Raw genomic sequence first — 21,921 nt, 5'->3', positions numbered from 1 at the left:
ATAGTGTGAATCCGAGGAAATGGCAGCGGGGTGGGTTCTGGCGTGTATTCAGTAGCGCGGCGGGGTTGCGCCCGGGCGGCGCTTGCCTACACTCTGGCGCTTCAATCCGGATGACCCACGCGCTGTGCTGAACCGCATCTACATCATTGTTGGCATGCTGGCGATCATCGTGCTCAGCAGCGCGTTTATCGCGCCCTATCTGATCCACTGGGCAGATTATCGCAGCCGCATGGAGGCGCTGGCGACTGGTGTTCTCGGCACGCCGGTGACCATTCGCGGCGAGATCGCGTTCGCCCTGCTGCCGCAGCCGCGGCTGAACTTCAGCGATGTGCTGGTGGGCTCGTCCGAAGAGCCGGCGGCAACGGTGGACAGCGTTGAGGTCGAGTTCTCGCTGATGGACTTTCTGCGCGACAATTACGATGTGACCCGGCTGGTGCTGCGCGGGCCGGTAATTGACTTCAGCATTGATGAAAGCGGCCTGTTCGGCAGTGGCGTCAGCGTGGCGGCGGCAGGGGGTGGCGTCGCCCTGGCCCAAGCCAGCATTGTCGATGGCACGATCCGCCTGATGGATCGGCGGCTGGATCGCAATTTCGTGGCCAGTGATATTGATGGTGAATTGCGACTGTCGAGCTTTGCAGGGCCGTTTCAGTTCCAAGGGAGCGGGGTCTATCGCAATGAGCGCTATGGGTTGCGGCTGAATTCGTCGCAGGTCGATAGCGCAGGAGTGACCCGGGTGTCGGCCTTCGTGCAGCCGGATAACGGGGCGTTTTCGCTGAGTACTGAAGGCCTGTTGACCCCCGGGATCGCGCCGAAATTCGATGGTACGATGACCTATCGGCAGACCCCGCCGATCGCTGACAAGGCCGACGACATCCGCGGTGATCTGGTGCTGGAGAGCAAGGTGGTCGGCTCGACCGATCGCATCGTGCTCACCGGCTATACGCTGCAGCCGGACCAGAACCGGGCGGGCACGCGCCTGACGGGCGCCGCGAGCATCCAACTGGGCGCGCGGCTGAGCTTTGACGCCGTGGTCTCGGGTGGGGTGTTTTCGTTGCCGCCGCGCGATGCCAAGGAAGATGCTAGCGCCAAGCCCTATGAGGCGGTGCGGCTGCTGGCGGAACTGCCCGCACCGCTGATCCCGGCCCTGCCGGGGCGGGTCGGGATCGATCTGGCCGAAGTGGGACTGCGCGGCTTCGCGCTGCGCGATGTGCGGCTGGACGCCAGCACAGATGGCCAGGTGTGGACAATCGAGCAGTTCATCGGCCAGCTGCCGGGTGAGACGATGGTGCGGGCAGCAGGCGAGTTGACCGGCGAGGCCGATCATCCGGCGTTCCGTGGCCAGTTCAGTCTGAGCAGCGCCCGGCTGGACGGTCTGGCCCACCTCTGGCGCAAGCCGGGTGAGGACAATGCGCTATTCAACCAGGCCGGGGCGCTGGCCGGCAAGGTGATGTTGACCGGCGATGCCCTGCGGGTGAGCGAAGGCCAGCTGACGCTGAACGGGGCGGCGCATGGCGTCGAGCTGCGGTTGGGGTTTGGTGAGGAGAAGCGGCTTGATGTGGTGGGGCAATTTGCCGATCTCGGCGCCCAGGGGAGCGCCGTGCTGGCGGCGCTGCTGCCCAATGGCATGGCCGAGCCGCGCTTTGGCATCAGCTTTCCCGAAGGCAGTTTTTCGCTGACCGGTCAGAATGCGCGGGTGCTGGGCCATGACGGCTCGGCGCTGGTGGCAGAGGGGCAGTGGAGTGCAACGGCGCTGAGCTTCACGCGGCTATCGGCAGGCGATTGGGGCGGGCTGGGATTTGACGCCACGCTGCAGGCCAGCGGCACAATGGCAGCCCCCGAATTATCCGGCTCCGGGCGGGTGCGGATCGATGCTGCCACGGCGCCAGCGCTGGCGGGGCTGTATGATCTGGCGGGTACGCCGCCGGAATGGCGGGAATTTCTGGCCCGTTCGGCACCGGCAGAGGTGCTGCTCGATCTGACGCCGGGTGAGGGCGGCGATGCACAGGTGCTGACTGTTGACGGCACGGCGGGCGCGGCCAAGCTGGATTTGCGGGCAGAACTTGATGGTGGTCTGGCCCGCCTGGCCGTCGCGCCCTTGCGACTGACGGCGACGCTGGAAACCGACGATTCAGTGGCGCTGAGCGAACAGCTTGGCCTGGGGCCGGTGCCGCTGTTCCAAGACGATGCCATGATGGTCAGCCTGAGGCTGGAAGGCGCGCCCGGCAACAGCCTGGACAGCCGGATCAATCTCAGCGCGGGCGATGAATTTGTCGGCTTTTCGGGCAATCTGGTCACCAGTGAGGCTGGCGAGGTGCAGGGTACCGGCTGGCTCGAAATCGCCTTGGCCGACGCCGGCGGATTGGCGCAGATCATTGGCGCGCCGGGGATCGGCCTGCCACCGGCCAGTGCCGAGGCCAAGCTGCACTTTGAAGGCGGGCGTCTGGCGCGGTTGACCGAAATTGCGGGACGCTCGGGCGAGAGCGCGTTCAGCGGTGCATTGAGCCTGACAGGCAGCAGCGACGGGGCTGCGGTGAGCGGCGCGATCGACCTTGGATCTGTCTCGGTGGAGGGGTTGGCAACGACATTGCTTGGCCGGGCGGGCATGGTCAGTGGTGATGGGGTTTGGCCGGAGGGGCCGATCAGCATTGGCGAAGAGGCGCGGACGACGCGGGGCACGGTGGCGGTGACAGCGCAAGCGGTGACCGCTGCTGGCAGCGAGCGATTGGGTGCTACCAGCTTTGAGCTGGTCTGGGACGAAACGCGACTGCGGCTGGCCCGGTTTGAGGCGGTACTGGGAGCGGGTACGGCCAATCTCGACCTGACGGTGTGCTGCGCGGGTCCCTTGAGCGACAAGACGGTGAGCGGGCGGCTGAGCCTTGCGGATGTCGCCATCGCAGCAGTCGCGCCGCCGGCGGTGACGCGGGCAATGGCGGGAACGCTGACCGGCGGTGTGCAGGTCAACGCGACGGGTGCCAGCCTGGCCGAAATGGCCAAGGTGCTGGCCGGCGAAGGCAATGTCACGCTGGCCGATTTTGTGGTGGCGCAGATGTCGCCCGCCGTGTTCCCCACGCTGGCCGGGTTGGAAGACGCCCTGAACATGAGTGCAGATGATCTGCGGGCGGTTATCGGGCTGGGGCTGGAGCAGGGCGATTTCGTTGCGCCCAAAGCCGCCGGGGCCTTCACCATTGCCGGGGGCGTGCTGCGCCTGACCAATTTCATTGTCGAGGGGGCGGGCGCCCGTCTGGCCGGCGATCTCAATCTCGATCTCGGCACGCTTGGCCTGAGTGGTGATTTTGCCCTGATGCCAAGCGGACTTGCCGATGACAATGGACTGATCAGGAGCGAGACCGCACGGATTTTCAACCGGATCAGCGGCACGTTGTTGGCGCCGGTATCGCGGCTTGATCTCGACGAAATCGTGGCCGCCATCCAGGTACGGGCCAATGAGCTGGAAGTGGATCGTCTCGAAGCCCTGCGGGCTGAGGACGCCGCGCGGCAGCGCGCTGCGGCTGAAGCGCGCAACCGGTTGATCGATGAACAACGGCAGCGCGCAGCGGCAGAGGCTGCACGCCTCGCAGAAGAGGCCGCGGCTGCGGAAGCGGCGCGGGCGGCCGCTGAAGCTGCAGCGCAACAGCCCAGCGAGGCGGACAGGCAGCGGCAGGAGCAAGAAGTGCAGCGACAGCAGCAGCCAGACCCGGGCGACAACCCGGTGATTGATGGGCCAATCGACCTGACGCTGCCGCCAGCGTCGCTATTTTAGGGGTGGGTTTCTGGGGCCGTCTTGGCCTGATACCAGCCGAGCACGGCCAAGCGCGCCGCGGATGACAGGTTGGTAGTCTGTCGATTGGCGTCGATGGAGCAGATCAGGGCGGTCATGGTTTGCCCGGTTTCGGCGGCCATCTGTTCAAGCGCCGCCCAGAACTCGGGCTCGAGTGCAATCGAGGTGCGGTGCCCGGCGATGGACAGGGATCGTTTGTCCATCAGCGGGGGTCAGGGCTTCTTGCGGAATGCGTCGAGGCTGACGACCTTTTCGCCGGACTTTTCCTCGTCGCCGCTGTCCTCGCCTGCGGCGGATTCAACTGCGTTGTCGTCGGCGTCTTCGACCTCATCGGCCCCCGGCGCAGTCTGCGGATCAAACTGCAGGCCGAACTGTACCGATGGATCAAAGAAGCCTTTGACCGCCGAAAAGGGGATCACCAGCGTTTCGGGGATGCCGTCAAATGACAGGCCGACCTCGAAACCAGTCTCGGTCACCCTGAGGTCCCAATACTGATTCTGGATGACGATGGTCATTTCCTTTTCATACTGGCCGAGCAATTTCTCGCTCAGGCGCACACCCGGCGCGCGGGTGAGGAAGGAAATGAAGAAGTGATGCTCGCCCGGCAGGCCGGTCTTGGCGACTTCAGCCAGTACCTTGCGCACGACGCCGCGCAGGGCTTCCTGAGCGAGAATATCGTAGCGCATGTGGTCTTCGGCCATGGTCACCCTTCCGGTGCAGAGAGATAGAATCCCGAACAGCCCATATCAGCCTTACGTTCCATGAGAATTCAAGGATTAAAGGTGCTAACTGCCCAGCAAATGAATGAAAGTGCAGGCTTCTGTTGCCAGGTGCCTGCGAACCCCGCCTGTCACCCGGCTAGGAGTGGAGGACTTAGTTTCCCAATGCTAGCACTGCTTACGCAGCGAGAGCGACTGGAGCCTTATGGTTGTCATTTGCAACTATAAGTTTCGGACCGATAACGGTGGTACCTCACCGAGCAAAAGCACACCTTTTACACCCTCGTCGATCCTGTTTCGCCCCCATTGGCTGCCCCTAAGGGGAGTAGATGGTGGAGGCGCCGGGTACTGCCCCCGGGTCCGAATGGTTTATTACGATGACAATTTATCGCCATAGCTCTTGTGAGCAGTTTCTATATAGGCGCGGTACGGACGGTATGCAAATGCGTGGTGGGTGTTTTTTGTGGCCAGCGCCGCCGTCTGGCAGGAAAATGGGCATATCGCGAGCGGGTTAACCCCGCATCGTGCTTGTGCAAGCAATTGCCCGTTGGTAGCTTTGACTCGATGGTTTCCACCTCTGCAAGCGCAAGGTGGATGAAAAGGGAACACGGTGCGGCGTATCCATCAGGAGCCAAGACCGTGGCTGCCCCCGCAACTGTAAACGGTTTGCGGCACGCAAGATGCCACTGACGCCATGTCGGGAAGGCGCGTGCCGATTATCCGTGAGCCAGGAGACCTGCCATCACCGCGAGCGCGTCCGCGCTCATTGATCACAGCATGCCGCACGGTGGGTGCGGAGAGGAGACATCATGCATATCGAACCAGGCATCGTCGACGGTGCCAAAATCACGCTGAGCTATGCCACTGCCGCCGGATCTTTCGGTCTGGCCGCAAAAATGGCGCTGGATACCATCCACAGGGACGGGGCAACCGCACTGGCCCTGCGCACCTTGGCCACCACGGCGCTGGTGTTCAGCTTCTTCGAGGTCTTTCCGCATCATGCCGTGGGCGTCTCGGAAGTCCATCTCATCCTGGGCTCCACCCTGTTCCTGATTTTTGGCGCTGGCGCGGCCGGGCTTGGTCTTGCCATGGGGTTACTGTTGCAGGGTCTGTTCTTTGCGCCCTTCGATCTGCCGCAATATGGGATGAACGTCACGACGCTGATCGTGCCGCTGTTTGCCATGACATTCCTGGCCAAACGCATCATCCCCGAGGCGACTGCCTACAAGGATGTGGGCTATGGTCAGGCGCTGATGCTGTCGAGCGCCTATCAGGGGGGCACCGTGGCATGGGTGGCCTTCTGGTCGCTCTATGGCGGCGGGCTTGGTGCGCAAAACCTGGCCGCTACCGCCAGCTTTGGCGCCGCCTATCTGCTCGTGATCGTACTTGAACCGTTGATCGATCTGGCAGTGCTTGGCCTGGCCAAACTCTCTGGTCGCCAGCGCGGGACATCGCTGTTGCAGGGGCGGTTGTTTCAGGCCGCCGTTTAGCCGCTTTTTGGCAGCCCCACCGGGGCTGCCATTCAATCTGGTATGGCCAGGTGGCTATGCGTTTGTCGCCAGCGCTGCATTGAAGGCTCGCATGACAATGGGCCATTTTTCGTCGGTGCAGTCTGTTCGAGGCGTAGCCGCGCGGCGTCGCGCCAGGGGCGAATTTAATATAGAATGGCGCGTGCAAATCCTGGTGAGGCTGGCATGGCAAACAACGCGACTGACAAACTGGTTCATGCGGCGGAGCGCTTTCTCGGCAAGGGCGAGACGGCGCTTGATGAGCGCGAGCGGCGGGTGCTGCAGCGGGCTCTGGGCCAACATACCCTGGCCGAGGATGCCAGCGAGTTGTTCGACGAGGGCGCTACCTTTGGGCAGCGACTGGCTGATGGCGTGGCCAGTTTCGGCGGCTCCTGGACATTTCTGATTATTTTCGGCGCGTCGCTGCTGACCTGGGTGGCCGCCAATCTGGCGTGGCGCGGCGAAGCGCCCGATCCCTATCCCTTCATCTTTCTCAACCTGGTGCTGTCGATGCTGGCAGCGGTGCAGGCGCCGGTGATCATGATGAGCCAGAACCGCCAGTCGGCCAAGGACCGCCTGGTCACCAGCCACGACTATGAGTGCAACCTCAAGGCCGAGATCGAGATCATGGCGCTGCACGACAAGCTCGACCGGCTGCGTGACGATGATCTCCGGACATTGCTGACCAAGCAGCAGGAGCAGATTGAGCTGTTGATGCGGCTGGTTCAGGATCGTACGGGGGATGCCCCGGGGGCGAAATAGGCTCCGTTTCCGGGCGCGCGGATTAACCGTTCCACGACATGCCCATATAGACATTGCCCGCTTCGAGTTCGTCCAGCATCTGGGCGAGGTGCCGATGCCTGGTCTCTTCGCGCTTCACCTTGTTTATCCAGAGCAGGTAATCATTGCGTTGATAGGGTGGGCGGGCATCATAGGCAGGGCGCAGCCCCCGGGCATCGAGGGCTTCAGCAACGAAATCGGGCATTTCCTCGCGTTTGCGCAAGGGGCGCAGGACCGGGCTCATGGCAGAACTGCCTGAGCCTCGATTTCGATCAGGAAGTCCGGATTGGCAAGGCCCACAACCCGCAGCGCGGTTACAGTCGGCGGATTGCCTTTGGTCCCCCACACGGCAATCCAGGCCCCGAAGGCCGCGTTCAGGTCGATGTCCTGCTGCATGATGATGGTTACCTTGACCAGGTCCTCAAGCCTTGCACCAGCGGCGGCAAGAACCATTTGCAGATTGCTCAGCGCCTGTTCCGTCTGTCTGGCGACATCGCCCTTGCCAACAATTTCGCCCCTGGCGTTGACGCCATTCTGGCCCCCGATCAGCAGGGTGCGGGCGCCCGCCGGCAGGATGATGCCTTGTGAGAAAACCGGGCTCTGGTACATTCCTGCCGGGTTGAGGTGTTCAATGGACATGATTGCCTCCCTCTGCCATTGTCCAGACAGGTTATGGAAGCACTGCTGACACGACATGTCATGAGTTTTCACGGTATTCACCTACCGAATTTGCCTGCGATCACTGGTCGAAGCCCAGGCCGAATCGTCGTATCAGATAAGCCATGCAGCCCTATCTCAAGCTACTCGCCGATATCCTGGAAACTGGGGCCGACAAGTCCGACCGCACCGGCACCGGTACGCGCAGCCTGTTCGGCTATCAGATGCGGTTTGATCTCAGCGCGGGCTTTCCGCTGCTGACCACCAAGAAGCTGCATCTGAAATCCATCATCTATGAACTCCTGTGGTTCATTCGCGGCGAGACCAATGTGCGCTGGCTGCAGGAGCACGGGGTCAAGATCTGGGACGAATGGGCCGACGAGAACGGCGACCTCGGACCGGTCTATGGCTCGCAATGGCGCAGCTGGCCGGCGCCGGACGGCCGCAAGATTGACCAGCTGGCGCAGGTCGTGAACTCGATCAGGAATAATCCGGATTCGCGACGCCATATCGTTTCCGCCTGGAACCCGGCGGAAGTCGACAATATGGCACTGCCGCCGTGCCACTGCCTGTTCCAGTTCTATGTCGCCAATGGCAAACTGAGCTGTCAGCTCTTTCAGCGCTCGGCCGACACATTTCTGGGCGTGCCATTCAACATCGCCTCCTATGCGCTGCTGACCCATATGGTGGCGCAGGTGACCGGGCTTGAGGTCGGCGATTTCGTGCACACGCTTGGCGATGCGCATCTGTATTCAAATCACTTTGAGCAAGCGCAGTTGCAGCTGATGCGCGAGCCGCGGCCGCTGCCGACGCTGGTGCTCAATCCCGCGGTGACCCGGCTGGAAGACTTCGCGTTCGAGGATTTTTCCTTTGAAGGCTATGATCCGCACCCGGGCATCAAGGCGCCGATCTCGGTATGAGCCGCGACCTGCCGGTGCTCAGCGATCTGGTGGCGCGGGTTTCCGACATCTACGCACAGCGCAACGACATTGCGCGCGATGATGACTGGTACCTGCTCAAGCTGCAGGAGGAGCTCGGTGAATTGACCGCCGAGTATCTCAAACTGTCCGGCCGCGGCCGGCTGAAGGGTGCCACACCGGAGGATCTGCGTCTTGCGTTGGCAGACGAAGCCGCAGACGTGCTTGCCATGCTGCTGCTGTTTGCCCGCAACAACCGGATCGACCTCGATGCGGCGCTGGCCCGCAAATGGTTCAAGCATCTTCCGCAGCAGGCGTAGAACAGGCTAGATAGGTCCGAAATCAGCCTGACGTTTTGCCGAAGAAAACCAGTCTGGCATTCGGGTTTCGAGCAATAGGCCGTTTGGGAGAATGATCATGAAGTCATTTGGTGTGATCGCGGCGGTTCTGGCTGCCGCGCTGCCAGCGCTGGGCAATGATACCTCCGCAGTGCTGACGACAGGCGGGCTGGAATTCGTGACCAATCCGGACATCGTCATGGCCAGCGAAGAGTTGTTCATCTCGACCGATGAAATCCGGGTGGTGTATCAGTTCCGCAATGACGGGGCCGAGGACCAGAGCGTGCTGGTGGCGTTCCCGATGCCCGACATCGTGCCCTCGATCTATTCGCCGGTCGCGTTTCCGCAGGGGCCGGATGACAATCTGTTTGAATTCACCACGACATTTGATGGTCGGCCCGTAGAAGCGACGCTGCATGAATATGCCTATGCGCTGGGCGTGGACCGAACCAAGGTGCTGCGGCAGTTGGAACTGCCGCTGGTGCCGATCAGCGCAGCGGCCAGCGCCGCCACAGATGCGCTCGGCGATGAAACGCGGGGCCAATTGCTGCATCTGGGCCTGCTGACGCCCGATGAATATGACGATGGCAGCGGCATGACCACGCACTACTTCCCGGCCTGGACCTATCGGGCCACCTATACTTGGGAAGCCAGTTTTCCGGCTGGGCAAACGGTGGAGGTTGTCCACAGCTACCGGCCCAGCGTCGGCGGCACGGTGGGAGTCAGCTTTTTGTCCGAAGCCACGGACGGCTATGATCCGGCGCGCGACTATGCGGAAAAATACTGCACCGATGCAGGATTTGTCAGCGCGGTGCGCAAGACCCTGGTCAACCCGGATGAGCCGTGGTCGGCGCCGTTCAGCGAAAGCTGGATCTCCTACATCTTGACCACGGGCGGCAATTGGGGCGGCAACGGCATCGAGAAATTCCGCCTGGTGATCGACAAGGGTGATCCAAAAAATCTCGTTTCCTTCTGTGGCGAGGGGGTGCGTAAAATCGGCCCGACGACCTTCGAGATGGTCAAGGAGAACTTCTGGCCGCAGCAGGAACTTAGTATTCTCATTCTCAATCGCTTGCCGGACGCGCCATGACCCTAACGATCCGCCCCGCTCAAACGGGCGATGAAGGCCTGATTGTGTCGTTCGTGGCGGCGCTGGCCGCCTATGAGAAGCTGAGCCACGAGGCCACGGCGAGTGAGGCAGATATTGCCCGTGATCTGTTTGGGGCCGACCCCAAGGTGTTCTGCGAAATTGCCGAGTGGGACGGCCGGCCGGTGGGCTTCGCGCTGTGGTTCTACACCTATTCGACCTTTCAGGGTCGACACGGTATCTGGCTGGAAGATCTCTATGTTGAGCCGGCACTGCGCGGCAAAGGCCTGGGCAAGGCGCTGCTTGGCCATCTGGCACAGCGTTGCGTTGCCGAAGGGTTGGGACGGTTCGAGTGGTGGGTGCTGAACTGGAACGAACCCTCAATCGCCTTTTATCAGGCGCAGGGCGGGGTAATGCAGGATGAGTGGACCAAGGTGCGCGTCGAGGGCGCCGATTTGATCAAGCTGGGGACGCCATGAGCATTCCCATCGCCATGATTGCCGCGGTGGCCAAGAATGGGGTGATCGGCGGCGATCAGACCATCCCCTGGCATATTCCATCCGATTTTGCCTGGTTCAAGCGCACGACCCTGGGCAAGCCGATGATCATGGGCCGCAAGCAATTTGAGACGGTGGGCAAACCGCTGCCGGGGCGCACCAATATCGTGGTGACCCGGCAGGATGGGTATCAGCCGCAAGGGGTGGTGGTCGTCGCCAGTCTGGATGCGGCGCTGGATGCGGCGCGCGACATCGCCGAACGCGACGGCGCTGACGAGATCGTGATCATCGGTGGCGGGGATATTTATGCGCAGATGATGGGCCGGGCTGATCGACTGTACATCTCTCATATCGACTTGGCGCCGCAAGGCGATGTAGAATTTCCGCCGATCGATCCGACGATCTGGGAGGTGGTGGAGCAGCCCGAGGTAACGCCGAATCCCAGGGACGAAGCCAGCTACCGCATTAACGTGTATAAGCGACGTAACGCCGCTGCGCATTGATCGCGCGGAGTGCTTGCCTATATAAGGGCGCAACGACGAAATGATTATCCGAAAGGGACGCAATGCCGTGGGAGAATAATGGAGGCGGGGGTGGCCGCAATACTGGCGGTCCCTGGGGGCAGGCACCCGGCGGTGGTGGCGGTGGTCCCCGGCGCCCTGGCGGCGGTAACACCCCCAATCTCGAAGACATTCTCAACCGCGGCCGTGACCAGTTCAGCGGTGGGTTGCCTGGTGGGCGCTGGGCGCTGATCGGCGGCGCCCTGGCGTTGATCGCGTTCTGGGGGTTGAATTCGGTTTACACCATCGATCCACAGGAAGTTGGCGTTGAGCTGCGCTTTGGCGCGCCGAAGCCTGAACTGTCCATGCCGGGTCTGCATTTCCTGTTCTGGCCAGTGGAAACTGTCGAGCGGGCGGTGACAACCGTCAATCAGACCCAGATCGGTGCTTCGGAATCCAGTGGTTCGGCTCGCAACAATGCGTCCGGATCGAGTGAAGGGCTGATGCTTTCGGGCGACCAGAACATCGTCAGCGTTCAGTTCTCCGTATTCTGGGCCATCGATAATCCGGTGCAATATCTGTTCAACGTGCGCGAGCAGGAATCCATGGTGCGCTTCGCTGCTGAAAGCGCCATGCGCGAAGTGGTTGGCCGCCGTCCGGCCCAGGATATTTACAGTGACGATCGTAGTGGTGTGTCAGCCGAGGTGCTGTCGATCACACAGGGCATCCTGGAAAGCTATGAGCTGGGCGTGAATGTCGGTCAGGTGCTGATCGAGAATGCCGGTCCGCCTGCCGAGGTGATTGACGCGTTTAACGAAGTCCAGCGTGCGCGCCAGGACGAGACGCGTCTGCAGGAAGAAGCGCGGTCCTATGCCAATACCCTGCTCGGCGATGCCCGTGGCCGGGCGGCGGCGCTGCGGGAAGACGCGGCAGCCTACACCAACCGTGTGGTGCAGGAAGCAACCGGTGAATCGCAGCGCTTCAACGCTGTCTATGCTGAATACGTCAATGCACCAGATGTGACGCGCAAGCGGCTGTATCTGGAAACCATGGAGCAGGTGCTGGGTGGTTCTGAAAAGGTGCTGATCGAAAACGGCGCCAACGGCAATGGTGTCGTGCCTTACTTGCCGCTGCCTGAACTGCGTTCGGGTCCCAAGACCACTCCGACGACGACGACGGGGAACTAAGTCATGCAAAACCGTCTCATCATCCTGGGCGCTATCGTCCTTGCGGCACTCTATGTCGTGTTCTCCTCGATCTATATCGTGGACGAGCGCGAGCAAGCCATCGTCATGCGCTTCGGTCAAATCACCGACGTGCGGACTGAACCGGGCATCTATTTCAAGGTCCCGACCGATGTCGTGGACAGCGTACAGATCATCGAAGATCGGCTGCTGCGCTATGACATCGCCAATATGCGCGTGCAGGTTTCCGGCAACGCCTTCTATCAGGTCGATGCCTTCCTGACCTATCGGATCTCTGATGCACGGCTGTTCCGCGAACGGGCCACGGGCCAGTTGTCGGTGGCAGAAGACCGCATCGGGGCCAGCCTCGACTCGGCTCTGCGCGAAGTCTACGGCCTGCGTGAGTTCAACGCCGCGCTGTCTGAACAGCGCGCGCAGATGATGCAGGAAGTGCGTGACCTGATCCGCCCGGATCTGGCGCGTCTGGGCATCGACGTGGTCGATGTGCGGATCCTGCGCACCGACCTGGACGCCGACGTGTCGGCAACCACGTTCGAACGCATGCGGGCTGAACGTCTGGCCGAGGCCGCATTGCTGCGGGCTCGTGGTCAGGAACAGGCCCAGTCGTTGCGCGCTATCGCCGACCGTCAGTCGGTCGAGATCGTGGCGGCGGCAACCCGTGATGCGGAAATCATCCGCGGTACGGGTGATGCCGAGCGAAACCGGCTGTTTGCGGCGGCCTATGGCCAGAACCCGGAATTCTTTGAATTCTACCGTTCCATGCAGGCCTATATAACCGCACTGCCCGGCACCGGCACCACCATGGTGCTGTCACCAGACAGCGCGTTCTTCAGCTACTTCGGTTCCGATGGCACCCTGCCAGAAGCAGCCGCCAACCTTGCTGCACCGATCCAGCCGACTGCAGCGCCACTGACGGCGCCAATCAGCAATGAGCCGGCGCTGGATGGGTTGGGCATTGAAGAGACAACGGCCCCCAGCATGACGCTGGAGGATGGCTCGGAATTGACCCCAACCGTGGGCACCGAGGTACCCGCTCCGGCTGAAGCGCCTGCCGAGGGTAGCGTTCCGTCGGCCACCCCATCGCCTGTCGAGACACCGGCGCCGGCGCAGTAGCCAGGCTCGGCTGCAAGAATTGAAAAGCCGGCGCAGTCAACTGCGCCGGCTTTTTGCTGTCTGCTGGTGGTATCGAATGGGTTAGCGGACGATGTCTTCATCGGTATAGCCCTGCAGATAGAGCAGGGCGGTCAGGTCGCCATGGTCGATGCGAATGCCCGCCTGGGCAGCGACGGCGGGCTTGGCGTGCAACGCGACGCCAAAGCCGGCAATGGCGATCATCTCCAGGTCGTTGGCGCCATCACCCACGGCCATGGTGCGGTTGAGCGGGACATTGCGTTCGCTGGCCAGGGCGATCAGCCGTTCGCGTTTGGTTGCCTTGTCGACAATGGGCTTGGCGACGGTGCCGGTGAGGCGATCGCCGTCAAACTCGAGCACATTGGCGACAGCTTCATCAAAGCCGATGCGCTTGGCGAAGAAATCGGCAAAATAGGTGAAGCCACCCGACACCAGGGCGGTATAGGCGCCATAGGCTTTCATGGTCTGGATCAGGGCGCGGCCGCCGGGGGCCAGGGTGATCCGCTCGCGGCGGACCTCCTCGATCACCTTGCGCTCCAGCCCCTTGAGCAGGGCGACGCGGGTATCAAGTGCGGCAGCGAAGTCGAGTTCGCCGCGCATGGTTCGATCGGTGATATCGGCGACCTGGTCCTTGATCCCCAGGGCTGCGGCGAGCTCGTCGATGCATTCCTCGTTGATCATGGTGGAATCCATGTCGGCGATCAGGATCGGTTTGCGGCGGCCCTCGGTGGGGACCAGCACGGCATCGACCTTGGCCGTGCCGATGACCTGACGGGCCAGGTCCAGCGCTTCGGTTGACTCCGGCTCGATGATCTCGCAGGCAATGCCGTGGTCGAGCCAGTTGAGTTCGCCGCCGGTTTCCTGCACCACTGCAGCGGCCAGCACCGGGTCGAGTTCGGAATCGGTGGGATTGGTGATGAGGCAAAGAACGGGCATGAGCAATACTCTGGGAGGATACGCGTGACGGGCCGCAGGCGCGCCGTTCTGATAGCGGGTCCGACTGCCAGCGGCAAGTCGGCGCTGGCGCTGGCCATGGCGCGCGAGCAGGGTGGCGTGATCGTCAATACTGACTCCATGCAGGTCTATGACACCTTGCGCGTGGTGACGGCCAGGCCCGGACAGGATGAGGTGGTACAGGCCGACCATCGCCTCTATGGAACGGTGCCGGCGGCGGTCCGGTTTTCGACCGGACAGTGGCTCACGGCGGTGCACAGCGTAATCAATCAGACGGGTGATGCCCCGCTGTTTTTCGTTGGCGGCACCGGGCTCTATTTCGATGCGCTGCTCAATGGATTCGCTGACATTCCCGACGTCCCGGCCAAAATTGCAGTCCAGGTCCAACAGGAGATTGAGGATCTTGATGGTGCACAACGATTGGCGCTGTTGCTGCGCGAGGACCCGGTCGCGGCGGCACGGCTCAAGGTGGTCGATCCGCAGCGTCTGATCCGGGCGCTGGCGGTCAAGCGCGCCACCGGGCGGACGTTGTCGAGCTTTCAGGATGACAAGCAGGCTGGTGGACTGGAAGGTTTTGAAGTCGAGCGCCTGGTGCTGGACCCCGAACGCGATGTGTTGCGCGCCCGGATTGCCGAGCGCTTTGCCGCGATGTTCAGCGGCGGCGCGGTCGAGGAAGTGCAGGCCCTGCGGGCGCTCGATCTGGATCCTCACCTGCCGGTGAGCAAGGCGATCGGCGTGCGCGAGATTGGCGACTGGCTCGATGGCATCAGGACGCGCGATGAGGCCGTTGCGCTAGCCACCATTGCTACCCAGCAATACGCCAAGCGGCAGCGAACCTGGTTTCGCAACCGGTTTGGCGACTGGCCCCGGCGCGCGCCGGATTAGGCCATGGTGCGCATCAGCCCGAGGCGCTCGCGCATGGCAAAGCGGGCGACCAGCACCACGGCGACACTACCCAGCCCCGCCGCCAGGCCCAGCCAGATGCCAACGCCGCGCCAGCCCAGTTCAAACCCCAGGAAATAGGCGACGGGCAGGCCGATGAGCCAATAGCCGACAATGGCGACAACCATCGGCACTTTGGTGTCGCTCAAGCCGCGCAGGGCATGGGCGGCCACAACCTGGGCGCCATCTACAATCTGGAAGAAGCCGGCAACCACGAGGAATGTGGCGGCCAGACCAAGCGCATTGGCATTGGCGGCCGAACGCGGGTCGAGGAACCAGGAGACGATGACTGGTCCCATGGTCAGAAACACAATGCAGCTCAGGGTCATGAAACCGGTGCCCAGAGCAAAGGCGGTCCAGCCAGCCTTGCGCACCCCTTCAGGGTCCGTCCGCCCATAGGCGACGCCAACCCGCACCGTGGCGGCAATGCCCAGGCCCAGCGGCACCATGAATGCCATCGAAGCACTTTGCAGGGCCACGGCGTGGGCGGCCACTTCATCGGTGCCCAGCAGGCCCATCAGCAGCGCGGCGGCGGTGAACAGACCCACTTCGGCCAGCACAGTCAGGCCGATCGGCGTGCCAATCCGGAAGATTTGGCGGAAGCGTGGCCAATCGGGTTTCCAGAAGCGGATCATGATGTTGAAACGCTTGAAGCGGCGGTGGCGCAGCACATAGAGCAGCATCAGGCCAAACATCAGCGCATTGGTCAGCACGGTGGCGACGGCCGAGCCGCGCAATTCGAGGCGCGGGAAGCCGAAATTCCCAAAAATCAGCGCGTAGTTGAGCCCGGCGTTGAACACGACGCCCCCGACTGTAATCAGCAGGATGATCCGGGTTGAGTCAAAGGCCGATAGCAGGGAGCGCAGGGCAATGATGGCCAGCGCCGGGAACAGCATCCAGACCGCGGTCTGGATATACTGTTCTGACATCAGGGTGATTGCGGGGTCCTGACCGAGCGCGGCAAAGATGGGTTTGATTTGCCAGAGGAAGGGCACCAGCATAGCAGCTATCAGAATGGCCGCCCACATGCCCTGCCGGACAACGCGGCGAACCGCCTTGATGTCGCGTGCGCCGCGCGCCTGCGCAACGAGCGGCGCCACGGCGCTGACAATGCCGATGCCACCCACCAGAAATGGCATCAGAAAGGTGGTGGCCAGTGTGCCGGCAGCCAGAAAATCGGGGCCGAGCCAGCCCGTCATGATCACATCAGTCGTGGTGAGGGCGTTTTGCGCCAATTGGGCGATGACCAGCGGCCAGGCCAGGGTAAACATGGTGCGCAGTTCCGCACCCCAGGTCGAGGCCGGGGCAATTTTCCGGGCGGCCGGTCCTGGCGCACCTGTTACTTGCTCAGTCATGAAAAAATGTCCTACTCGCAAGGTCTGCTCTAGCCGAAACCGCAGGGCGGCGGAAGGGGCGGTTGCTGGCAGCGCTGAGGAGCAGGCTATGGACGAAAAAAATGACAGAGGCGCCCGCATTCTGATCCTGGCCGCTGGTCTGGCCGGGATGAGTGGGGTGATGGCGGCGGCGGCATCTTCCCATGGTGGGGAGTCACGCAATCTGGCCGCGCTGGCGGCGATCTGTCTGGCCCATGGGCCGGTGCTGCTGGCATTGGGGCTGCTGGGTCGGGGCAAGTTATTGCAAATTGCGGGGCTGATATTGGCAGGCGGCACGCTAGTGTTTGCCGCCGATCTCGGCGTGCGCGAATGGATGGGGCAGGGGCTGTTTCCCGGTGCGGCGCCGCTGGGCGGCGGGGTGATGATCTTGGGCTGGCTGACCATTGCGGTCGCAGGTGCGTGGGGATTAAAGCAATCTAATTGAAATTGCACTGGAACCATCTGCCGGACCGCGCATTATGGCCTGTGAGATTTCCTCGGAGGGTTACATGCACAAGATCTTGATTATTGCCGCTACCTGTCTCTCGCTCGCAGCCTGCACGACCACGCAGCAAGGCGCTGCTGTCGGTGCTGGTGCTGGCGCCATTGTTGGTGCGGCCGCAGGCGGCACTGTATTGAGCACTGCCGTTGGCGCGGGCATTGGCGGCGTCGTTGGCGCTGCTGCTGGCAACTTGGTTGGCAAACGCTCAGGTTATACCAATCAGTGCGTCTATGAACTTCGCGATGGCCGCCGTTATTACGACACCTGCCCCAAGGGTTAGGTTAAAGCTGCAGCATCCCCCCATGCTGCGGTGCGCCTGACAGGCGCTGAACGCTCGGTCCGGACCTAATCCGCGGCCGGGCGTTGTCACGGGCAGGAAACGTCTTGAAATTGCGAGAGATAGCCGCCATATTTTGGTTCTACGACACTGTCTCGCGCTATCTGATCGACCGGTTTGCTCCGGGAACTTGGCTATCTCCTGATCTGTGAATCGTTAGGCCGGGCCTGACTTTGGGTCCGTTTTCAACCCTTAGCCGCGCTAGCGGCGACCACTCGCAAGGACTAGGTTCTATGGCTGTCATCACCGGTACTGTAAAATTCTTCAATACTACCAAAGGCTTCGGCTTCATTTCTCCTGAAGACGGCAGCAAGGACGCTTTCGTCCATATCTCTGCCGTGCAGCGTTCGGGCCTGCAGGGCCTGTATGAAGGCGATAAGGTCACCTATGAGCTCGAGACCGGCCGTGATGGCAAGGAGTCGGCGACCAATTTGACCCTGCTCAGCTAAGGCAGAGCGTCTGCGTTTCTGGAGGGGCCCCCTGCTGGGGCCCTTTTTTGTAGTGCCGGTGGATTTCTCGGTGCGGCAGCCGGAATACCGATATAGGCACAGGCGTAGTGACTCCATGTTGCGCCCTGATGACGCTGCCAAAGGTTCCGATGATCAAGAATTTTCTGCGTAACTGGAGTCCCAAGGTCGAGACTCCCTCCGAACAGCGGCAGGTCGGTGCTTTGCCCTATGCCGTGCGGGATGGTCGGCTCAGCATGCTGCTGATCACCTCCCGGCGCAGTGGCCGGTGGATTTTCCCCAAGGGCGCCATCGAGCCGGGCCTTTCGGCCAGCCAAAGCGCGGCGAATGAAGCACTTGAGGAAGCCGGTGTGGTCGGCCAGATTGAAGACACCCCAATCGGCAGCTATCGCACCGGATCGGACCTTGATGGTTCGGCGCTGGTGGATGTCGACATCTATCCGCTACTGGTAGAAACCCAGCTCGACCAGTGGAAGGAGCGCGGGCAGCGGCTGCGTCATTGGGTGGTGGTATCGGAAGCCCAACGCCTGCTGGCGGACCCCGCGCTGGCCCGCATTGCGCTTGATCTGGCCAAGCGGTTTGGTTGAATCAGCCGATCAGTAGACCAAGTACGAGAAACACCAGGGCGGCGAGTGCAGCCGATGCGGGTACGGTGATGACCCAGGCGGCGGCGATGCTCAACACGTGCTGGCGTCGCACCAGACGCCGACCGGCCTGTTGACGGTCCTTGGACAATGCCTCTTCGGGCGTGGCATTGAGCGTGGCTGGATCGAGGAAGCGCGCATGCACCGGTACGGCGTTGCCCTTCATCTCGCGTATTGCAACATACTCGCGCAGAAAGCCGACCCCGAATATGGCGCCGACGGCGATGTGGGTCGATGATACTGGCAGGCCGAGAGCGGACGCTGCCAACACGGTGATGGCCGCCGAGAGCGCGACGCAATAGGCGCGGATTTCGTTGAGCTTGGTGATCTGTTCGCCGACCGTACGGATCAGGCGGGGGCCGAACAAGGCCAGCCCAAGCGCGATGCCGATGGCGCCGATCAGCAGCACCCACAGCGGCAAGGTGATATCTGCCGATTGAGCGTGGCCAGTCTGCACCGCCGTGACAATGGCGGCGAACGGACCGATGGCATTGGCTACGTCGTTGGCACCGTGGGCAAATGACAGCAGTGCTGCGGCCACGATCAGGGGCAGGCGGAACAGTTTGGCGATATGTTTCGTGCGGTTCTCGATCTTCAGCGACTGATGCCGGATCAGCGGCATGGCCACAAGCCAGCCCAGCACGGCGAAGCCCAGACCCAGCAGCAAGACCATGGTCAGACCCGGACTCCAGATGCGCTTGAGGCCTTTGGTCGCCAGATACATTGTGAAGACACCAGTCATCAATGCCACCAGAATGGGCACCCAGACCCGGGCTGCAGAAATCTTGTCGATACGCTTGGTGATGGTGGCGCGAATGAAGGCCAGCAGCATTGCGGCGAACAAGCCGCCAAGCGCGGGTGAAACGACCCAGCTGAGGGAGATGGTGCCGACAACGGGCCAGGCAACCGAGCCAATGCCGGCCGAGGCAATACCGGCGCCGACAACGCCACCGACGACCGCGTGCGTGGTGGAGACGGGGGCGCCGATGATGGTGGCCAGGTTAACCCAGAGCGCCGAGGCCAGCAGCGCCGCCATCATCACCAGCACAAAGGTATCGCCATCGAGCTGATCGCCGATCAGCAGGTCGCGCGCCACGGTGCTGACCACATCGCCACCGGCCAGCAAGGCCCCAGCAGCCTCGAAGGTCCCGGCAATAAGCAGGGCGCCCAGCATGGTGAGCGCCTTTGACCCCACGGCGGGGCCCATATTGTTGGCAACGTCATTGGCGCCCACATTGAGCGCCATATAACCAGCGATCACGGCGGCGATGACGACCATATAGCTGGTGGGGCCGTCCGCTACGACGAAACTGGCCCAGACCGCAGCAGCCAGCAGAAACACCAGGGCGATGCCGGGGGCGGCCAGTGAGCGGGCCAGATTGTGCGTGGCGAGTTCGAGACCGGCGACCCGCTTGAGGTCCTTGTCCAGCACGGGCTTTGCCATTGTCATCTATCCGTCACATGAGGTGTGTGAGGGGGCAATAGCATTGTCAGTGTGAAAAACCACCGTTTTGTCACACATTGTCGCAATTGCGTGCGCCCAAAGAAATCCATGCACTGGCCAGGCTGATCGGCGCGGGCCTTGACAGCTTTGCAAAATTGCTCCTATCAATGCGACCAGAATTTCTTTTAGGAGAGGTCCCGTGCGGGCACTCATTCTCGTAGTAGGTAGGCGCATCGGCAACGTGGGATAGCATCCCGCGCGATAGCTGGTGCGCCGAAAACAGGTCCCGAACGGGGCCTTTTTTATTGCCCGGTTTCCGCCAACTATGAGACCGGGTCAGGACAATGGACTGAGGAAGGGACTAAAACGATGGCCGAAAGAATGACCGGCGCGGAAATGGTAATCCAGGCGCTGACCGATCAAGGGGTCAAGCATATCTTCGGTTATCCGGGCGGCGCCGCCCTGCCGATCTATGATGCAATGTTCCAGCAGGATGACATCCAGCACATTCTGGTGCGGCATGAGCAGGGCGCGACGCACATGGCTGAAGGTTATGCCCGCTCAACCGGCAGGCCCGGCGTGGTGCTCGTCACCTCAGGTCCCGGTGTGACCAACGCCGTTACCGGCCTCACCGATGCGCTGATGGACTCCATCCCCCTTGTTTGCATCACGGCGCAGGTTCCCACCACGCTGATCGGAACGGACGCCTTCCAGGAGTGCGACACGGTCGGCATTACCCGCAGCTGCACCAAGTACAATTACCTGGTCAAGCGGATCGAAGACCTGCCGCGCATCATGCATGAGGCCTTTCTGATCGCCACGACCGGCCGGCCGGGTCCGGTGGTGATCGATATCCCCAAGGATATCCAGTTTGCCATGGGCGACTATTACAAGCCTGACCTCGATACGCTGCGCCATCAAAGCTACCGCCCGCAAATGGATGGCGATGCCGCAGCGATCGAAGCTGCTGTCGATCTCATGCTCAAGGCCGAAAAGCCGATCTTCTATACTGGAGGCGGCGTGATCAATGCCGGCCCAGAGGCGTCGGCGCGCTTGCGTGAGCTGGCGGAATTGACCGGCTTTCCAGTGACCTCGACGCTGATGGGTCTGGGAGCATTTCCCGCGTCCAATCCGCAGTGGATGGGCATGCTGGGGATGCACGGCACTTACGAGGCTAATCTGGCGATGCATGACTGCGACGTGATGATCAATATCGGCGCGCGGTTTGATGATCGCATTACCGGTCGGATCGACGCCTTCTCGCCCGATAGCCGCAAGATCCATGTCGATATCGACCCAAGTTCGATCAACAAGGTGGTGCGTGTTGACGTGCCGATCATTGGCGATTGTGAGCGGGTGTTGTCCGAAATGGTCCGTGTCTGGCGCAGCAAGACCAACCAGCCGCGCACCGAGGCGCTGGCCCCATGGTGGAAGCAGATCGAGACGTGGCGCGCCGTCAAATCGCTGGGCTACAAGAATTCGGACACGGTGATCAAACCGCAATACGCCATTGAGCGGCTGCGCGAGGCCAGCAAGAAGCAGGGCAAGGAAGTGTTCATCACCACCGAGGTGGGCCAGCACCAGATGTGGGCGGCGCAGTATTTTCACTTCGACAAGCCCAACCACTGGATGACTTCAGGTGGCCTTGGCACCATGGGCTATGGCCTGCCGGCTGCGGTGGGCGTGCAGGTGGCTCATCCCGATGCGCTGGTTATCGACATTGCCGGCGAAGCCAGCGTGCAGATGACCATGCAGGAACTGTCGACTGCGGTGCAGTATCGGCTGCCGATCAAGATCTTCATCCTCAACAATGAGCGCATGGGCATGGTTCGGCAGTGGCAGGATCTGTTGCATGGCTCGCGCTATGCCCATTCCTATTCGGAATCGCTGCCCGATTTCGTCAAGCTGGCCGAGGCTTATGGTGGCAAGGGCATTCGTTGCTCGAACCCGGCCGAACTCGATGCGGCAATTGCCGAAATGCTCGACTACGACGGCCCGGTGCTGTTCGATGTGATCGTGGAAAAGGATGAGAACTGCCTGCCCATGATACCCTCGGGCAAGCCGCATAATGAGATCATCCTGCCCGATACCGCCAATATCGGGTCCATCATCGACGAGAAGGGACGGCAGCTGGTTTGATC

General features: G+C 62.0%; 23 protein-coding genes, 1 other RNA gene and 1 riboswitch. Of the genes, 16 read left to right on the top strand and 8 right to left on the bottom strand.

The features are described 5' to 3' along the window. Positions 1-82 precede the first annotated feature (82 nt). The gene (locus ABFY71_RS06590; RefSeq protein ID WP_347945220.1) at positions 83-3,760 is read left to right on the top strand and encodes an AsmA family protein; all 3,678 of its coding nucleotides are present in this window, start codon (positions 83-85) and stop codon (positions 3,758-3,760) included. On the opposite strand, the gene ABFY71_RS06585 is transcribed toward ABFY71_RS06590, so the two are convergent. The 3 genes from ABFY71_RS06585 to ssrA all read right to left on the bottom strand — a co-directional run bounded on the left by ABFY71_RS06585 (position 3,757) and on the right by ssrA (position 4,944). Beyond that, the gene (locus ABFY71_RS06585; RefSeq protein ID WP_305581453.1) at positions 3,757-3,981 is read right to left on the bottom strand and encodes a ribbon-helix-helix domain-containing protein; all 225 of its coding nucleotides are present in this window, start codon (positions 3,979-3,981) and stop codon (positions 3,757-3,759) included. The genes ABFY71_RS06590 and ABFY71_RS06585 overlap by 4 nt on opposite strands. 9 nt (positions 3,982-3,990) lie before the next feature. Continuing rightward, positions 3,991-4,479, bottom strand: coding sequence for an SspB family protein (locus ABFY71_RS06580; RefSeq protein WP_347945219.1), 489 nt, complete (start codon positions 4,477-4,479; stop codon positions 3,991-3,993). Between the two features lie 108 nt (positions 4,480-4,587). Further along, positions 4,588-4,944: a transfer-messenger RNA gene (ssrA, locus tag ABFY71_RS06575) on the bottom strand. Between the two features lie 101 nt (positions 4,945-5,045). Beyond that, positions 5,046-5,255: riboswitch (cobalamin riboswitch) on the top strand. 51 nt (positions 5,256-5,306) lie between these two features. Here ssrA and ABFY71_RS06570 point away from each other — a divergent pair. Together ABFY71_RS06570 and ABFY71_RS06565 are read left to right on the top strand one after the other, a co-directional pair. Beyond that, positions 5,307-5,987, top strand: coding sequence for an energy-coupling factor ABC transporter permease (locus ABFY71_RS06570; RefSeq protein WP_305581449.1), 681 nt, complete (start codon positions 5,307-5,309; stop codon positions 5,985-5,987). A gap of 204 nt (positions 5,988-6,191) precedes the next feature. Beyond that, positions 6,192-6,767, top strand: a complete 576-nt coding sequence (locus ABFY71_RS06565; RefSeq protein ID WP_347945218.1) for a DUF1003 domain-containing protein — start codon at positions 6,192-6,194, stop codon at positions 6,765-6,767. Positions 6,768-6,789: 22 nt separating this feature from the next. On the opposite strand, the gene ABFY71_RS06560 is transcribed toward ABFY71_RS06565, so the two are convergent. Beyond that, positions 6,790-7,029 carry a YdeI/OmpD-associated family protein gene (locus ABFY71_RS06560; RefSeq protein ID WP_347945216.1) on the bottom strand — a complete coding sequence of 80 codons (240 nt, stop codon included), beginning with the start codon at positions 7,027-7,029 and terminating at the stop codon, positions 6,790-6,792. After that, complete coding sequence (locus ABFY71_RS06555; RefSeq protein WP_347945214.1) at positions 7,026-7,424, bottom strand: RidA family protein; 399 nt, start codon at positions 7,422-7,424, stop codon at positions 7,026-7,028. Before ABFY71_RS06555 ends, ABFY71_RS06560 begins: the two co-directional genes overlap by 4 nt. A 143-nt stretch (positions 7,425-7,567) precedes the next feature. On the opposite strand from ABFY71_RS06555, the gene ABFY71_RS06550 reads away from it, so the two are divergent. The 7 genes from ABFY71_RS06550 (at position 7,568) to hflC (ending at position 13,099) form a co-directional block, all read left to right on the top strand. Continuing rightward, the gene (locus tag ABFY71_RS06550) at positions 7,568-8,362 is read left to right on the top strand and encodes a thymidylate synthase (protein ID WP_347945213.1); all 795 of its coding nucleotides are present in this window, start codon (positions 7,568-7,570) and stop codon (positions 8,360-8,362) included. Beyond that, positions 8,359-8,679 carry a nucleoside triphosphate pyrophosphohydrolase family protein gene (locus ABFY71_RS06545; RefSeq protein WP_347945212.1) on the top strand — a complete coding sequence of 107 codons (321 nt, stop codon included), beginning with the start codon at positions 8,359-8,361 and terminating at the stop codon, positions 8,677-8,679. Before ABFY71_RS06550 ends, ABFY71_RS06545 begins: the two co-directional genes overlap by 4 nt. 97 nt (positions 8,680-8,776) lie before the next feature. After that, positions 8,777-9,787 carry a DUF4424 domain-containing protein gene (locus ABFY71_RS06540; protein ID WP_347945211.1) on the top strand — a complete coding sequence of 337 codons (1,011 nt, stop codon included), beginning with the start codon at positions 8,777-8,779 and terminating at the stop codon, positions 9,785-9,787. Beyond that, complete coding sequence (locus ABFY71_RS06535; protein ID WP_305581435.1) at positions 9,784-10,263, top strand: GNAT family N-acetyltransferase; 480 nt, start codon at positions 9,784-9,786, stop codon at positions 10,261-10,263. The genes ABFY71_RS06540 and ABFY71_RS06535 overlap by 4 nt, the downstream gene beginning before the upstream one ends. After that, positions 10,260-10,784 (top strand): dihydrofolate reductase, encoded by a 525-nt coding sequence (locus ABFY71_RS06530; RefSeq protein WP_347945210.1) that lies wholly within the window; start codon positions 10,260-10,262, stop codon positions 10,782-10,784. The genes ABFY71_RS06535 and ABFY71_RS06530 overlap by 4 nt, the downstream gene beginning before the upstream one ends. A gap of 62 nt (positions 10,785-10,846) precedes the next feature. After that, positions 10,847-11,968, top strand: a complete 1,122-nt coding sequence (gene hflK / locus ABFY71_RS06525; protein ID WP_347945209.1) for an FtsH protease activity modulator HflK — start codon at positions 10,847-10,849, stop codon at positions 11,966-11,968. A gap of 3 nt (positions 11,969-11,971) precedes the next feature. Beyond that, positions 11,972-13,099: an SPFH domain-containing protein gene (gene hflC, locus ABFY71_RS06520; RefSeq protein ID WP_347945208.1), complete on the top strand. Its 1,128-nt coding sequence runs from the start codon at positions 11,972-11,974 to the stop codon at positions 13,097-13,099. A gap of 81 nt (positions 13,100-13,180) precedes the next feature. On the opposite strand, the gene serB is transcribed toward hflC, so the two are convergent. Beyond that, the gene (gene serB, locus ABFY71_RS06515; protein WP_347945207.1) at positions 13,181-14,053 is read right to left on the bottom strand and encodes a phosphoserine phosphatase SerB; all 873 of its coding nucleotides are present in this window, start codon (positions 14,051-14,053) and stop codon (positions 13,181-13,183) included. An 18-nt stretch (positions 14,054-14,071) separates the two neighbouring features. Between serB and miaA the strand changes: the two genes are divergently transcribed. Further along, a complete protein-coding gene (gene miaA, locus ABFY71_RS06510) occupies positions 14,072-14,956 on the top strand; it encodes a tRNA (adenosine(37)-N6)-dimethylallyltransferase MiaA (RefSeq protein ID WP_347945329.1) in 885 nt (294 codons plus the stop codon). Here the strand turns inward: miaA and ABFY71_RS06505 are convergent. Continuing rightward, positions 14,953-16,368, bottom strand: coding sequence for an MATE family efflux transporter (locus ABFY71_RS06505; RefSeq protein ID WP_347945206.1), 1,416 nt, complete (start codon positions 16,366-16,368; stop codon positions 14,953-14,955). The genes miaA and ABFY71_RS06505 overlap by 4 nt on opposite strands. An 88-nt stretch (positions 16,369-16,456) precedes the next feature. Between ABFY71_RS06505 and ABFY71_RS06500 the strand changes: the two genes are divergently transcribed. From ABFY71_RS06500 to ABFY71_RS06485, 4 genes are all read left to right on the top strand, one after another. Next, the gene (locus tag ABFY71_RS06500) at positions 16,457-16,831 is read left to right on the top strand and encodes a DUF423 domain-containing protein (RefSeq protein ID WP_347945205.1); all 375 of its coding nucleotides are present in this window, start codon (positions 16,457-16,459) and stop codon (positions 16,829-16,831) included. Positions 16,832-16,895: 64 nt separating this feature from the next. Then, the gene (locus tag ABFY71_RS06495) at positions 16,896-17,168 is read left to right on the top strand and encodes a YMGG-like glycine zipper-containing protein (protein ID WP_347945204.1); all 273 of its coding nucleotides are present in this window, start codon (positions 16,896-16,898) and stop codon (positions 17,166-17,168) included. A gap of 290 nt (positions 17,169-17,458) precedes the next feature. Continuing rightward, positions 17,459-17,674, top strand: a complete 216-nt coding sequence (locus ABFY71_RS06490) for a cold-shock protein (RefSeq protein ID WP_305581419.1) — start codon at positions 17,459-17,461, stop codon at positions 17,672-17,674. A gap of 149 nt (positions 17,675-17,823) precedes the next feature. Further along, a complete protein-coding gene (locus tag ABFY71_RS06485) occupies positions 17,824-18,279 on the top strand; it encodes an NUDIX hydrolase (protein WP_347945203.1) in 456 nt (151 codons plus the stop codon). 1 nt (position 18,280) lies between these two features. Here the strand turns inward: ABFY71_RS06485 and ABFY71_RS06480 are convergent, their stop codons facing one another. Beyond that, the gene (locus ABFY71_RS06480; protein ID WP_347945202.1) at positions 18,281-19,780 is read right to left on the bottom strand and encodes an inorganic phosphate transporter; all 1,500 of its coding nucleotides are present in this window, start codon (positions 19,778-19,780) and stop codon (positions 18,281-18,283) included. 369 nt (positions 19,781-20,149) lie between these two features. On the opposite strand from ABFY71_RS06480, the gene ABFY71_RS06475 reads away from it, so the two are divergent. Next, on the top strand, positions 20,150-21,919 hold the full coding sequence (locus ABFY71_RS06475) for an acetolactate synthase 3 large subunit (RefSeq protein WP_347945201.1): 1,770 nt from the start codon (positions 20,150-20,152) through the stop codon (positions 21,917-21,919). Positions 21,920-21,921 lie beyond the last annotated feature (2 nt).

It is taken from the genome of Devosia alba, assembly GCF_039938915.1.
Lineage (GTDB): Bacteria > Pseudomonadota > Alphaproteobacteria > Rhizobiales > Devosiaceae > Devosia > Devosia alba.
This window is presented reverse-complemented; position numbering and strand designations above follow the sequence as displayed.

Bases quoted from the DNA above. Each gene is read 5' to 3' on its own strand.
- ABFY71_RS06540 (WP_347945211.1), top strand. From the start codon at position 8,777: ATGAAGTCATTTGGTGTGATCGCGGCGGTTCTGGCTGCCGCGCTGCCA.
- ABFY71_RS06475 (WP_347945201.1), top strand. From the start codon at position 20,150: ATGGCCGAAAGAATGACCGGCGCGGAAATGGTAATCCAGGCGCTGACC.
- ABFY71_RS06550 (WP_347945213.1), top strand. From the start codon at position 7,568: ATGCAGCCCTATCTCAAGCTACTCGCCGATATCCTGGAAACTGGGGCC.
- ABFY71_RS06565 (WP_347945218.1), top strand. From the start codon at position 6,192: ATGGCAAACAACGCGACTGACAAACTGGTTCATGCGGCGGAGCGCTTT.
- hflC (WP_347945208.1), top strand. From the start codon at position 11,972: ATGCAAAACCGTCTCATCATCCTGGGCGCTATCGTCCTTGCGGCACTC.
- ABFY71_RS06580 (WP_347945219.1), bottom strand. From the start codon at position 4,479: ATGGCCGAAGACCACATGCGCTACGATATTCTCGCTCAGGAAGCCCTG.
- ABFY71_RS06490 (WP_305581419.1), top strand. From the start codon at position 17,459: ATGGCTGTCATCACCGGTACTGTAAAATTCTTCAATACTACCAAAGGC.
- ABFY71_RS06500 (WP_347945205.1), top strand. From the start codon at position 16,457: ATGGACGAAAAAAATGACAGAGGCGCCCGCATTCTGATCCTGGCCGCT.
- ABFY71_RS06570 (WP_305581449.1), top strand. From the start codon at position 5,307: ATGCATATCGAACCAGGCATCGTCGACGGTGCCAAAATCACGCTGAGC.
- ABFY71_RS06545 (WP_347945212.1), top strand. From the start codon at position 8,359: ATGAGCCGCGACCTGCCGGTGCTCAGCGATCTGGTGGCGCGGGTTTCC.
- ABFY71_RS06535 (WP_305581435.1), top strand. From the start codon at position 9,784: ATGACCCTAACGATCCGCCCCGCTCAAACGGGCGATGAAGGCCTGATT.
- hflK (WP_347945209.1), top strand. From the start codon at position 10,847: ATGCCGTGGGAGAATAATGGAGGCGGGGGTGGCCGCAATACTGGCGGT.
- ABFY71_RS06530 (WP_347945210.1), top strand. From the start codon at position 10,260: ATGAGCATTCCCATCGCCATGATTGCCGCGGTGGCCAAGAATGGGGTG.
- serB (WP_347945207.1), bottom strand. From the start codon at position 14,053: ATGCCCGTTCTTTGCCTCATCACCAATCCCACCGATTCCGAACTCGAC.
- ABFY71_RS06485 (WP_347945203.1), top strand. From the start codon at position 17,824: ATGATCAAGAATTTTCTGCGTAACTGGAGTCCCAAGGTCGAGACTCCC.
- ABFY71_RS06555 (WP_347945214.1), bottom strand. From the start codon at position 7,424: ATGTCCATTGAACACCTCAACCCGGCAGGAATGTACCAGAGCCCGGTT.
- ABFY71_RS06560 (WP_347945216.1), bottom strand. From the start codon at position 7,029: ATGAGCCCGGTCCTGCGCCCCTTGCGCAAACGCGAGGAAATGCCCGAT.
- ABFY71_RS06495 (WP_347945204.1), top strand. From the start codon at position 16,896: ATGCACAAGATCTTGATTATTGCCGCTACCTGTCTCTCGCTCGCAGCC.
- ABFY71_RS06480 (WP_347945202.1), bottom strand. From the start codon at position 19,780: ATGGCAAAGCCCGTGCTGGACAAGGACCTCAAGCGGGTCGCCGGTCTC.
- ABFY71_RS06585 (WP_305581453.1), bottom strand. From the start codon at position 3,981: ATGGACAAACGATCCCTGTCCATCGCCGGGCACCGCACCTCGATTGCA.
- ABFY71_RS06505 (WP_347945206.1), bottom strand. From the start codon at position 16,368: ATGACTGAGCAAGTAACAGGTGCGCCAGGACCGGCCGCCCGGAAAATT.